Here is a 12,422-nt window from a genome sequence, read left to right on the forward strand (position 1 = left end):
CCTAGTTTTTCTTTTAGCTTTCCGAAACGACTTCCCGGCAAGGGGATTGAAACTCAACAGATCCCGGATTTTGGATGGGAGTTCCGGATCCCTTTCCGAAACGACTTCCCCGCAAGGGGATTGAAACTCAAGTTTTTTCAGTGGAACTGGAATTAGATTAGCATAAATTTCCGAAACGACTTCCCCGCAAGGGGATTGAAACAATGAAGGGCATTGCTTTTTTAGCAAAGTTTGTTACTTTCCGAAACGACTTCCCCGCAAGGGGATTGAAACAGTTTGGTGTAATCCTCCACAAACATAAATCCACTTTCCGAAACGACTTCCCCGCAAGGGGATTGAAACATAATGAGGCAATTGCGATCGGTAATTCGAGATTTACCAAAGAAATGGGTCTAAAGCCCCATGCTTATAAGACGGCTTTAATTTTCTTGATTCTATCAGCGAATAACAGTAGTATAATAGAGTAAATAGATAGCCAATAAAAATGAAAGCAAGGTATCAATTCCGTTTCTATCCAACCAACCAACAGCAACAGAGTTTATCTCGGTTATTTGGTTGTGTGCGTGTAGTTTGGAATGATGCTTTAGCCCTTTGCAAACAATCTGAAAAAAAGCCGAAATCAGCAGAGCTTCAAAAAATAGTAATCACCCAAGCAAAACAAACTGAAGAAAGAGCATGGCTGAGTGAGGTTTCATCAATTCCGTTGCAGCAGTCTGTAGCAGACTTGGAAACAGCTTTTAAGAATTTCTTTGAATCCTGCAAGGGAAAAAGAAAAGGACGGAAAGTAGGCTATCCAAGGTTCAAAAAACGCACAAACAGCCAGTCAGCGAGGCTAACTCGCAACGGCTTTTCAATTAAGGGAGATGGGGTTTATCTAGCTAAAATAGGCGTTGTTCAACCAATTTGGTCGAGACAGTTGCCCTCAGATCCTAGTTCTGCAACCATAATCAAAGATTGCGCTAACCGCTATTTCCTTAGTTTTGTTGTAGAAATTAATCCCGATATTGTCGAAGCCAAAAACCACAGCATCGGCATCGATCTGGGTATTAAAACCTTTGCAGTGATGAGTGACGGAACATCAGCCCAAAGTCCAAGCTACAAACAGCTAGACCGAAAAATTCGTAAGCTACAGCGCAAGCTAGCAAGACAGCCCAAGGACTCAAAACGCAGAAATAAAACTCGGATTCAAATAGCCAAACTGCACAACCAAATTGCTGACACTCGCAAAGACTTCCTGCACAAACTGTCAACCAAAATAGTTAACGATAACCAAGTAATTGTTTTGGAAGATTTAAACGTGTTTGGCATGGTCAAAAATCGAAAGCTGTCAAGAGCGATTAGCCAGCAAGGGTGGTATGAATTTAGAGCTTTGTGCGAGGCAAAATCTGAAAAATTTGGCAGAGAGTTTAGGGTAATTAGTCGGTGGGAACCGACAAGTCAAATTTGCTCGGATTGCGGTTTCAGATGGGGGAAATTGGATTTGAAAATCCGATCTGTTCAATGCTTGAATTGCGGCACTGAACATGACAGAGATGAGAATGCAGCAAAGAATATAAACAAAGTCGGGATAGGGCATTTCCACGACTATAAACGGACACAGAGAGAAGATAAGACCACTTGTGGCACATCTCGGTGAAGTGTCAAGAATCCCCGTGCGTTCACGCTGGGGAGTATGTCAATTTCCCAAACGACTTCCCGCAAAGGGATTGAAACAAGAAGCCATTGCCGTTGTAGGTGCGTCAGCTTGAGTTCGATCGCCCTTAATCGCAATTTACCCACAGCTAACGCACTCTTTCAACCAGATTTATTGTTTAACCAACCGCGAAGACGCAAAGGGCGCGAAGTAAGAAAAGAGAAGAAAATAGCCACTAATCGCCGGATCTACGATCGCAACAGCCGACGCATTTCCAACTTATAAGCCGCATTATTCAAACCTTCACCGCTAGCCAGATCCGGATCTATAGCCTGGGAAATCGCAGCAATTCGATCGCTAGTAGCCGGGTGAGTGCTCAAAATACTTGGTGGAGAAGACTTGTTTAGCAACTTTTTCATAAAATCAACCATCCCAGATTGAGCGTAGCCCGATCGCCCCATTGTTTGCAAACCCAACTGATCCGCTTCATACTCAGCTTGACGGCTGTGAGGGCGACGCAAAGCCAATTCCACCCCAATCTGTACCGCCCTAGAACCACTGAGCCCAGTCGCTGAAGCTACACCAGATGCGATCGCCATTTGGCGCATTTGCTTGATCGAATGCCGAGCACTAATATGCCCGATTTCATGGGCGATTACACTTGCTAATTCCGCCTCATTATCCGCCGCCGCCATCAAACCCTTATTCACATAAACAAAACCGCCCATCGTCGCAAAAGCATTAATATTGTTATCGTCAATCACCTGAAAAGTATAAGGAATATCCGGGCGATCGCTTTCTTGGGCCAGCCGCTGACCGATGCGGTTGATGTATGCTGTAGTAGCCCGATCGCGATCGACTCTAAACTCCCTATTTACCAACTGCTGGTTGATTTGTCGGCCAACAGCCACCTCCTGGCGATCGGACATATTCGACAATTGAATAACTTGAATCCCCCGCATAATCAGTTCCGGCAAAGAAAATGCTTGAGTCGGTTGTGGGGAAATTACGCAGATACCCGCAGCCACAATCACCGACAAAAATAGATAAATCCCCCGGCCGCAACTACGCCGACAAGTCAACCAAAAACCTTTTAACATGATTGATACGTGCGAGAAGTTAGATTAATTTTTAGGAAAAACTCAAAAAGTCACTAATACCAATTTAATGTGAATTTGCACATATCTCGATCGCCCTCGCATCTTCTTGATAAGGGGGAGACGAAAGAGAACAATCTTGTCCCCCCCTTATCAAGGGGGGTTAGGGGGGATCCGAATATCCGAATTGTATGCAGCTTCATAAAAAATTGGTATAAATCAGCAGACGAAATATAACGCTGCTTTGTTGCTATTTTAACTTGTTACCAAATTTTAACCACTCTCCCCATCTCCCTATCTCCTCCTGCGGCTATCTCCCGACTCTCCAAGTTCTGCGGATTTTGGGCGATCGGTGTGGTAATATCTTTTGGCTTGTACAGATACTCCTGTCGCTGTTCGTTATATAGGCGATTTATGAAAATTTTGGATTCTCAAGGCCGGTTGTTCGGTAAACTCAGCATTCTAGACGTAGGTGCAGCATTGATTGTGCTGCTGGTGGCAGTCGGCATCTTCTTTTTTCCCGGCACTTCCGGCGGTTCGGTAGCCCAAGTCGGCGGCGCCAGCGTCAAAACCGTAGAAATGGATGCAATTGCGATCGGACTCAAAGGCACAAACTTTCAAGAGTTGTTCAAAGCCGGCGATAAAATCAACGTAGTAATCCGCAACCAGCCCTCCGGTCAGATTACCATCAAAGAGGTAAAAACTATAACTAGAACCCTCGCAGTCCCTCAGCCCAACGGCACATTAAAAGCTGTCCCCGATCCTCGAGAAGAAGAATCTTTCAGCAGAAATATGAGATTTACTTTAGAGGGAAAAGGTCAAATTACTGAAAACGGCCCGGTTTTAGGAAACATGAAAGTCAAAATCGGAACTACTCTCGAACTTGAAGGCAAAAAATACATTTTCAACGCCAGCGTCATCGACGTGCGAGTTAAAGAATAGTCAGTTGACAGTTTAGGTACGTAGTTGCGCTTCAGCGCTCTTTCCTATTAGGTACGTAGTTGCGCTTTAGCGCTCTTTCCTAATATTTATAAAGAGCGCTTTCATCACAAAATAGTCAATTGACATTTTAATTTTGTAGGGGCGGTGCCCCCGTGCCCGCCCAGATAGTTGAGAGTTGACATTAATGTCAAATTAGGTACGTAGTTGCGCTCTTTGCGCTCTTTCCTAATATTTATAAAGAGCGCTTTCATCACAAAATAGTCAATTGACATTTTGATTTTGTAGGGGCGGTGCCCCCGTGCCCGCCCAGATAGTTGAGAGTTGACACAGGTTCAAATTAGGTACGTAGTTGCGCTTGATCGCTCTTAATAAAGATAAGATAAGAGCGCTTAAGCGCAACTACGTACCTTCTTCTTTACTCCTCAGACAACAACCTTAAATACTGCCGAATTAAACCAACAGTCACAGCCGGAACTTCCAACTGCGGAGTCAAACCCACATTTTCCAGAGTTTGAAAAACCTTAATTGCTGCCGGGTTGAGATTCGCCAACCGCTGGCCAATCTCGGGGCTAGTAAACTGAGATTTTTCACCCCAAATAATCGCAGTCGGCGTTGTTAGCTCAGCGATATAAAGTGACAAATCAAAACACAAATCTCCCCGCACAAAAGACAATGCTGCATATTCTGCATTTGGTTCTAAAGCAGATTGCAAATAAGCATCGACAATTTCTTGGTACACTCGACGGGAATCGGCAAATTGGCGCTCTTCTAAAAAGTTGCGAATGCCGCCATCTGTCGCAATGCCCGTAATGTAGAGCAAGCGGTCTAAAATTGGCGTGTTGACGAGCTTAGCGAAGAAACTGTTGCCGTAATCTTGTCCGAAGTCGGACAAACCGCTGGGAATCGTCAAAATCAGCGATTTGAACAGATCCGGGCGGGCGATCGCAGCTCGAATCGCGATCGCCCCAGTCAGCGAAGAAGCTATCACATCCGTAGGACTTCCGCAAGTTTTTTCGATAAATTGGATCAGAGTTGTGATATAATCTTCGACCTGATAATTTCTTTGGGGATGTTCCGATCGCCCCCAACCGATTAAATCCGGTGCTAAGACTCGATATTCCGCTGCAAAAGCCGGATAAACTTTCGACCATTCGTAGGCACTTGACCCGCCCCCAAAACCGTGAAAAAATACTAAGTTCGGTTTGTTTTCCGACTTTGAGTTCGGCAATCCGATCCAAGGCATTTTTTCAGTAGTGTAATATACCATTCTGCCGAGAGAAGTCACGATCGATCGCTGACCGAAGCCGAGAGGAACAAGCATAAATAAGCCTCAATCGCTGTGAGATTGTAGAGTTTCGCGCGTCGCCTCGTCTTTATTTAAAAAGATTGCAAAGCTGGCGTCGTTTTTGTAAAGATTCAGTATTGATTTCAATCTATTTTAGTACAAGTGAAACCTGAAACTACGGACAGCAAGTAAGTTTTGTGATTTCCGTGCTGCGGTTGTGCAGTTATCCTCACCGTTGCAAACTACTTGCGATCGGAGATAATAACAAAATGATGGGTAAGACCCCTCAACACAATCAAGTCGGTTCGCCGACTCCGAAAGCAGGCACTCGGAAAGCAGCGGTATCAGATCTAGCTTTTAATCGCGGCAGGTTTACATCCGATCGCCGATCGCAAATAATTAATTACCATATTTTACGGAGCAGTGGCTTTTAATGTCGAAGGTTTCTGTTAAAAGGCGGGCGATGGGTTTTCCATACCTTTGATTGCAGGCAATGAAATCACGAGCCTCGCCGCTATCAATTCCAAAACACAAGAAACAACTAATATCAGGGAGGTATAAAAAATGCAACTGCTTAGGAAACGGGATCGCGAGGGTTTTATGGTTGATGCAAAAAGTCTTCTAGCTGACGGGTTTGCAGAGTTTGATACTGCCTGTCGAAGCATGGATTTAAACGGCAAACAGACATTGGTCGCTACTCCAGAACGATCGGGTTCAGGGGTAGATGTGCGATCGCGCGTCAGCGCACCGGGAATGGTTCGCCTAGCTTTAGAAGAATTGAAATGCTTTGAAGTAGTAGAAAACCAGTTTGCCCATTGGGGAGTGACTTTTAGCAATGCCGTCGCCATCCAACCTTCAAACCCAGCATTCCTAACGGTTTCTGGCTCAACAGTATTAATGGGTGCCCCAAAAAGCGGGCTAATAGAAGTAAGTTTCAAGTATCCAGTTCGCAGCGTAGCAGGACTTGTCACCAGTTCGCGGCGAACGGTTTTATCTGCTTGCGACATCGACGGCAACCCGATCGTTCAAGATGAAATGCCAGCGCCCAATCTGGCAGGGTCTAATTCTCCGATCGCGCCCAACACACCCCTGCGCGTCAAAGCCCCGAACATTCATCGCATTACATTTTATGCTTTTGACGGTCAGCTAATAGTCGATGACTTTATTTTTGGATTGTGAAACAATGCCATAAGTATCGTCCCAAGTCTGCAAACCTTCAAGAAGGGCATTGCGGACTATAGCTTCCGGTTCCCGACTCAACATCAGCCGAAAGCACTCGGCAGCCCGAGCACGGGCGCCCCAACTTTTGACAGAAGCCACGCGCTTAAACCCACCCCGATTCACCAAATCGGTCATTTGTCGCACTGCAATCAAACGCTTCACAGGGTCAGCATCAGTCAAATCTCCCAAGATTCGATCGAGCGCTGCTTCATCTTCATCTTTTGAGGAGCCCAGACTCAGCGCTTGGCGCAGCAACAGCCCTGCAATCGCGATCGTGCCAAAATTTTGCAAAATCAGGCTCAAAGCCGTCCAGTGGCTCTCAGAATCCTCCCAAATCCCTAAACTCATGTAAGCACCCAGAGTCGCAATCCCGCCGGCGCCGACTGCTAAAACCAAGCGGCGGTTCGGGCCCTCCCAAAATTGCTCGGCTTTCGATCGCAGCAATTGCCATTCCCCGGACTGCCCTCGGTAAACCAGCATCATCGCTGCGATCCCCAGCCCTGTCGAAAGCAATAACTGACTGTTCCACCACCCCCAAACTGCTGCCAGGGTGAAAGCCGCCAACCCACCTTTCGATCGACTCAAACGCGGTAGCAGCCACTTGAGAAAGGCGCTAGAAACCACAGGCGATCGAGCTCGATTGCTCTTCCCATCCACCCTCCGGCGTTTTTTTTCGGTTCTCTCTGGGGTTTCCTGCGGGCGATCGTCTAGACGGCTAAATGTCCTCAAAGCACCAGCATCAGCCAAGTCCAAGGACAGGTCGATGGGTGGTCGCTGACCGAGTTCCCAAGTGCGATCGGAATCTTTCCCTAGCGTTTGATGCAGCTTGGTTGTAGTTTTTTTAAATTGATTCATACTTACTTTTTTACCAATAACTTTAAGTTATTCAGTCATTGTTGGCACTAATTTAGATTCTTGTTAAACTAGAATCTTAGACTCTATGATACCTAAAATTTAAATTCACGGCTATGACCGCAACTGCACCGAACTCGTAAAAACAATTACCATAAATAAATCGATTGAAGATAGTTGAGCAAAGCACGACTGGTTAAGAGCGAATACTTATGAATCACTTTTGAGACAGAAAGTCTATCGTAGTTTGCCGGCGGGAAAAAAAATCAGTAATTGGAGGAATTTTAAGTGTGGAATTTGTCCGCCGAGAAATGCGCGACGAAAATTTAGCCTTTTGCCCGCAGACCCGGGAGTTGGCAGTCGGCATCCTGTTAGATGAGGCTGGGATCGGCTTGACCGCTAGTTAGACTGAGAGGAGTAAATGCCCGCCCAGCATCAAAACAATATTATGGGATAATTAATAGCAGGAGCATTCCTAAACTGCTAAGATTTTTGAACAAAATGTCGATCGCCCTCCCAAACTAGAACAAAAGCTGAGTAGGAGTCGAGCGTTGCCAGCAAACAGATGCGTTGCCATCAGCTATAATTTTTTCAGGTAGGGCATTAAATTGGCACGACCGAATCCCATTCCTCGGTACGACCTCGATCGAGTACGACCGCAGAGGATTTCCTTTTTATTTTAGGGAGCGATCGGGCAAAAGTTCCAGTCACTCGGAATCGGACGGCAAAAGTTCCAAGGACGGCGGCATCGCCCGTTAAATAATCCTCTGGAAAGAAACTTCACTTGAGATGGGGTAAATCAACAGTATATAGTTTTCTAACGAATGTTAACATTTGGTAACAAACCGCCTAGATTGAGTGAATGGCATATATACCACTCAGACTCATGAGTCAAATTTCTGGGCTTGCACGCAAACACCTTAAGGAAGTTCTCCGATGAAGGCAAGATCAAAAGCATCAAAAACGAAGCAGGACAAAGACTCTACGATGTTGAGTCATACCAGCGCGGTGCAATTGTCGTGGGAACTATTTGCGAATGTCGCGTCAGTTCAACCAAACAGCGAGACGACCTTGCTAGGCAAGTTGAATTTATGCCAGAACGATATCCAGAAGCTGAAATCCTCCAAGGCATCGGCTCTGGACTCAACTTTAAGAGAAAAGGACTGCAAGCCCTACTGGTCAGAGTTATGCGCACAGATCAGCTCAAGATTGTTGTTGCCTGTAGAGACATCTAAAGCAGATTCGGATTTGAGCTATTCGAGTTTATGGTCAAGCAAAACGGTGGAGAACTCCTGGTTCTCTCAAACCCTGTTCACTGCCCTGAAACCGAACTCACAGCCGATTTTCTTGCCATCCTTCACGGCTACCGTTGCCGAATGCACGGCCTCAGGAGCTACAGCCAGAAAATCAAGAAAGATCCGAATATTCCCCAGCCCTGAACAAAAAGCTCTGTTGAAAAGATGGTTCGGTGTTTCGCGATTCGTATTTAATGCAACAATTAAATACTTACAGGAGCCGGGAACCAAAGCCAACTGGCTAACGATCGAGACAGGGATTCTCAACTCATTACCTGACTGGGCGTCATCGGTTCCATTTCAAATTAAATCAATTGCAATTAAAGACGCCTGTCAAGCCGTCAAAAAAGCCAAAGCAGACTTCAAAAAACACGGACAAGTGCGTCGCTGTAAATTCCGCAGTCGCAAGGATACAAAGCAATCTATTTACATCCCTAAATCTGCAATCAAAGATTGTGGCATCTATCACACAATATTGGGTCGGTCAAAGCTGAAAGAGGCATTACCCAAGGATTTCAGTGACGGACGGCTAATGCTTGCCTATGGCGAGTATTATCTAATTGTCTCCGAAGAAGTGCAGCCGCGTCAGACCGACAACCAAGGTCGCGTGGTTGCCTTAGATCCCGGTGTTCGCACGTTCATGACTTTTATTTCCGAGAGTTCTTACGGATATCTCGGCAATGACTCCAATCTTCAAATCCAAAAACTGTGCTTCAAGCTAGACAGGTTAATCTCAAAAATGAGCGCATCTCCTAGCGCGCAGAAGAAAAGATTTAAAAAGGCTGCTGACAGGTTGAAGTCCAAGGTTCAACACATGGTTAAAGAGTTGCACGACAAGACTGCTAAATTCTTAGTTGATAATTTCGATGTCATCTTATTGCCATCATTTGAATCTTCAAAGATGGTTAGCAAGTCACGTCGCAAAATTCGCTCTAAAACCGTGCGTCAGATGCTGACTTTATCTCATTATCAGTTCAAGAAACATCTTGAATGGAAAGCTTGGGAGTCAGGTAAGGTAGCCCTGACTGACATCAACGAAGCTTATAGATCAAAGACAGTTTCTTGGACTGGAGAAGTCAAGAAGATTGGCGGTTCTCGTGTTATTAGAGACCGAGATGGACGCTGCATGAACAGGGATCTAAATGGTGCTCGCGGGATTTTCACTGGCGAGGCATCAGTTGATACACCTTGGTTGAGAGAACATCTCAGCCTATGTATTTGTTGACGAATGTTAGCAAAAAAGTATCGGTTACGCTAGTGAAGAGAGAAAAGAATAGTTACGATCGAGACTTCATCAGTCTACCTTGTAATTTATTCCTCAGTTATCAAGCCCAACAGTTTTGCATTTTCTGGGAAGCGAGACTCTTGGCACTTCCAACAAGTGGGGAACTCGACCGTCAAAAAGCTTGGGTTTGATGGAAAAGCCCTTACTAAATATGTAAACACCTTATCGATGGCTCGCCGGAACAATCTTGCAGGAAAACCCATGTCTAGTATGCAAAACCAATTTACGGTTCACTTTTGGGGCGTTAGAGGTAGTATAGCGTCTCCCGGAGCTGAAACAGTACGTTACGGGGGCAACACGCCCTGTATAGAAATGCGAGTGGGTGACAGCCGCCTAATTTTCGATGGCGGTACTGGATTGCGGGTTTTGGGACAAACTCTCCTGTCGCAGATGCCCGTAGAAGCCCATATGTTTTTTACTCACACTCACTGGGATCACATTCAAGGATTCCCATTTTTTGTACCAGCTTTTATTAAGGGCAATTGTTTTCACATCTATGGGGCGGTTGCTCCTACTCCTAATCAAGCTACTATCCAGCAGCGACTCAACGACCAGATGCTCCACCCTAATTTTCCGGTGCCCCTGCAAATTATGGGGGCAGACCTGAAATTTAACGATATAGAGGTGGGTGAACCCATGGAAATTGGAGAGATTAAGGTGGAAACAGCTTTGTTGAACCACCCCGGTGAAGCTATCGGCTACCGCGTCAACTGGCGGGGGTATGCGGCTGCTTACGTGACTGATACCGAACATTTTCCCGATCGTTTGGACGAAAATGTGCTGAATCTGGCTCGCGATGCAGAGGTGCTGATCTACGATGCTACTTATACGGATGAGGAGTATTATTCGGAAAAGTCTAGCAGAGTTGGCTGGGGACATTCGACTTGGCAGGAAGCTGTGAAGGTGGCAAAGGCTGCTAATGTCAAAAAGTTGGTGATCTTTCACCACGATCCGCTGCACAATGACGAGTTTTTAGACAAGGTGGGAGAACAAGTGGCTCAAAGATTCCCGAACAGTTTGATGGCGCGGGAAGGTTTGTCGTTACAGTTGCTACCTCCTCAAAACAAGGATTTGTCTGAAGGGTCGTCTGAAGGGTCGGTGGAAGCCCCTAAAGTGCCTGCGTGATGGATTTGAGATTGCCAGATGGTTCGGAAATCTTGAGGTCTGAAATCTAAAATTTAAGTGAGGGCTGACCTGAGTTAAAGACGGATACAAGCCCTGGCTTAGGTCGCAGAGAACAAAAAAGTTTAGATTGAAGTTCTAACTCCCAGATCGATTCTGTGGAGTCAAATCTAAAATCTAAAATCTAAAATCTAAAATCTAAAATCTAAAATCGACTGGCGATCGCAATCTGGCTAAGTATGGCAAAATCTTAAGCGTGTGGATAACTTCTTCTTCAACCGCTGCTCTGACTCCAACTTCTGTTGCCTTGGGAAACTTTGATGGTTTGCACCTAGGGCATCAACAAGTCGTGCAGCCAATTTTAAATCGATCGCCGGGGCTAACTTCTGCGACGGTTTCTGCGTCGGGGCAAAACTTGCGCCCAAACGCTGGCAGAGATCAAAATTTCAATGGTGCGATCGCGCACCCCCGGGCAGAGGGCAACAGCCTCTCTGGTCGCGATTGTGACGCGGGCGATCGGCTTTACGGTACTGTGGTGACATTCAATCCCCACCCGCAAGAATTTTTTACAGGTCAACCCAAACAACTGCTGACACCTCTGGCAGAAAAGGCGGAATTGCTCGCAGCAATGGGTGTCGAGCAACTTGTGCTGCTGCCGTTCGATCGAGAATTGGCGGCATTGACTGCTGCTGAGTTTGTCGAGGAAATTCTGGTGCGGCAACTGCAAGCGAGTCGAATTAGTGTGGGGGTAGATTTTCGGTTCGGACGCGGACGTGCTGGGACGGCTGTGGATTTGCAGTCGATCGCCTCGGGTTACGGTATTGATGTTGCTCTTGTACCCCTACAAAATTGCGCTGAGGGCGATCGAATCAGCAGTTCTGCGATCCGCGAAGGTTTAGCATCCGGCGACCTCACAAAAGCGAATAAATTGCTGGGGCGGCCTTACAGTTTAGTGGGGCCTGTGGTGGGCGGACAGCGGCTGGGTAGGACGATCGGATTTCCGACTGCTAATATCGAACTGCCACCGGAAAAATTTTTGCCGCGTTTTGGCGTGTACGCGGTGCAAGTCTCGGTGAAGGATGGAGGCCCAATCATCAAAAAAGATGAAAGTTTTTCCTATAAGTGGGAAAATACCCAATCTCTAATTCCGCGCCCAGCATCAGATTTATCATTCATAAATGGAGTGATGAATGTTGGTTGCCGCCCGACGGTAAACGGCCTGCAACTCACTGTAGAAGTTCACCTGTTAGATTGGTCTGGGGATTTGTACGGTCAAACATTGAGCGCAAGTTTGATAGAATTTTTGCGACCCGAACAAAAATTCGCTTCTCTAGATGCTCTCAAAAATCAAATTCATGCAGATTGTGATGTTGCTAGAAAGGTGTTAGCTGCTAATGGTTAGTATATATCTTGCCAAAATATTTATTAATCAAATTTTCGGACGATGCTCAAAGCCATCCCACAAGAAAAATAATTGTGGGACGTTGCTCCGAACATCGTCCGAATTGTCAATTGATTGTGTACAGTTTTGCTTGGGCGATTGAAATCACTACTACACAAACTTGCGTCCGCGCAGGCTGAATGAGAATAAAAGAACAAGCAATTAACAACTAGCAATTAGCCAAGTAAATTAACGTAAGTAACGTAAAATGCGGAACGCTAAAAAGCTAGCTGTGTATTTATTTATTCC

11 protein-coding genes and 1 CRISPR repeat array (1 of these 12 only partly in view) are annotated in these 12,422 nt (G+C 45.9%); of the genes, 8 read left to right on the forward strand and 3 right to left on the reverse strand.

What is annotated here, in order from left to right:
- A CRISPR array of direct repeats spans positions 1–342; the repeat unit is 36 nt (it extends 1,023 nt beyond the left edge of the window).
- Between the two features lie 142 nt (positions 343–484).
- Positions 485–1,636 carry an RNA-guided endonuclease InsQ/TnpB family protein gene (locus tag QZ918_RS10485; protein WP_293334331.1) on the forward strand — a complete coding sequence of 384 codons (1,152 nt, stop codon included), beginning with the start codon at positions 485–487 and terminating at the stop codon, positions 1,634–1,636.
- Positions 1,637–1,881: 245 nt separating this feature from the next.
- On the opposite strand, the gene QZ918_RS10490 is transcribed toward QZ918_RS10485, so the two are convergent.
- Positions 1,882–2,733: a M48 family metallopeptidase gene (locus QZ918_RS10490; RefSeq protein ID WP_293334334.1), complete on the reverse strand. Its 852-nt coding sequence runs from the start codon at positions 2,731–2,733 to the stop codon at positions 1,882–1,884.
- A gap of 411 nt (positions 2,734–3,144) precedes the next feature.
- Here QZ918_RS10490 and QZ918_RS10495 point away from each other — a divergent pair, with 411 nt between their 5' ends.
- A complete protein-coding gene (locus tag QZ918_RS10495; protein WP_293334337.1) occupies positions 3,145–3,672 on the forward strand; it encodes a DUF4330 domain-containing protein in 528 nt (175 codons plus the stop codon).
- Positions 3,673–4,087: 415 nt separating this feature from the next.
- On the opposite strand, the gene QZ918_RS10500 is transcribed toward QZ918_RS10495, so the two are convergent.
- Positions 4,088–4,993, reverse strand: a complete 906-nt coding sequence (locus QZ918_RS10500; RefSeq protein WP_293334340.1) for an alpha/beta fold hydrolase — start codon at positions 4,991–4,993, stop codon at positions 4,088–4,090.
- A gap of 233 nt (positions 4,994–5,226) precedes the next feature.
- Between QZ918_RS10500 and QZ918_RS10505 the strand changes: the two genes are divergently transcribed.
- Entirely contained in the window at positions 5,227–5,391 is a 165-nt protein-coding gene (locus QZ918_RS10505) for a hypothetical protein (protein WP_293152974.1), read from the forward strand.
- Between the two features lie 130 nt (positions 5,392–5,521).
- On the forward strand, positions 5,522–6,136 hold the full coding sequence (locus tag QZ918_RS10510) for a hypothetical protein (protein ID WP_293334343.1): 615 nt from the start codon (positions 5,522–5,524) through the stop codon (positions 6,134–6,136).
- Here QZ918_RS10510 and QZ918_RS10515 read toward each other — a convergent pair.
- Entirely contained in the window at positions 6,104–7,033 is a 930-nt protein-coding gene (locus tag QZ918_RS10515) for a hypothetical protein (RefSeq protein ID WP_293334346.1), read from the reverse strand. The two genes, QZ918_RS10510 and QZ918_RS10515, sit on opposite strands and share 33 nt — an antisense overlap.
- A 567-nt stretch (positions 7,034–7,600) precedes the next feature.
- Between QZ918_RS10515 and QZ918_RS10520 the strand changes: the two genes are divergently transcribed.
- From QZ918_RS10520 to QZ918_RS10535, 4 genes are all read left to right on the forward strand, one after another.
- Positions 7,601–7,789 (forward strand): hypothetical protein, encoded by a 189-nt coding sequence (locus tag QZ918_RS10520; RefSeq protein ID WP_293174731.1) that lies wholly within the window; start codon positions 7,601–7,603, stop codon positions 7,787–7,789.
- Between the two features lie 177 nt (positions 7,790–7,966).
- Complete coding sequence (locus tag QZ918_RS10525; protein WP_293334349.1) at positions 7,967–9,550, forward strand: RNA-guided endonuclease InsQ/TnpB family protein; 1,584 nt, start codon at positions 7,967–7,969, stop codon at positions 9,548–9,550.
- Positions 9,551–9,811: 261 nt separating this feature from the next.
- Positions 9,812–10,735 (forward strand): MBL fold metallo-hydrolase, encoded by a 924-nt coding sequence (locus tag QZ918_RS10530; RefSeq protein WP_293152959.1) that lies wholly within the window; start codon positions 9,812–9,814, stop codon positions 10,733–10,735.
- A 253-nt stretch (positions 10,736–10,988) separates the two neighbouring features.
- A complete protein-coding gene (locus QZ918_RS10535) occupies positions 10,989–12,134 on the forward strand; it encodes a bifunctional riboflavin kinase/FAD synthetase (RefSeq protein ID WP_293334352.1) in 1,146 nt (381 codons plus the stop codon).
- Positions 12,135–12,422: the final 288 nt, after the last annotated feature.

This window comes from Microcoleus sp. CAWBG58, assembly GCF_020883045.1.
Taxonomy (GTDB): domain Bacteria; phylum Cyanobacteriota; class Cyanobacteriia; order Cyanobacteriales; family Microcoleaceae; genus Microcoleus.

Coding starts and splice junctions, on each gene's coding strand:
- QZ918_RS10510 (WP_293334343.1), top strand. CDS start 5,522: ATGCAACTGCTTAGGAAACGGGATCGCGAGGGTTTTATGGTTGATGCA.
- QZ918_RS10515 (WP_293334346.1), bottom strand. CDS start 7,033: ATGAATCAATTTAAAAAAACTACAACCAAGCTGCATCAAACGCTAGGG.
- QZ918_RS10490 (WP_293334334.1), bottom strand. CDS start 2,733: ATGTTAAAAGGTTTTTGGTTGACTTGTCGGCGTAGTTGCGGCCGGGGG.
- QZ918_RS10525 (WP_293334349.1), top strand. CDS start 7,967: ATGAAGGCAAGATCAAAAGCATCAAAAACGAAGCAGGACAAAGACTCT.
- QZ918_RS10495 (WP_293334337.1), top strand. CDS start 3,145: ATGAAAATTTTGGATTCTCAAGGCCGGTTGTTCGGTAAACTCAGCATT.
- QZ918_RS10485 (WP_293334331.1), top strand. CDS start 485: ATGAAAGCAAGGTATCAATTCCGTTTCTATCCAACCAACCAACAGCAA.
- QZ918_RS10530 (WP_293152959.1), top strand. CDS start 9,812: ATGTCTAGTATGCAAAACCAATTTACGGTTCACTTTTGGGGCGTTAGA.
- QZ918_RS10500 (WP_293334340.1), bottom strand. CDS start 4,993: ATGCTTGTTCCTCTCGGCTTCGGTCAGCGATCGATCGTGACTTCTCTC.
- QZ918_RS10505 (WP_293152974.1), top strand. CDS start 5,227: ATGATGGGTAAGACCCCTCAACACAATCAAGTCGGTTCGCCGACTCCG.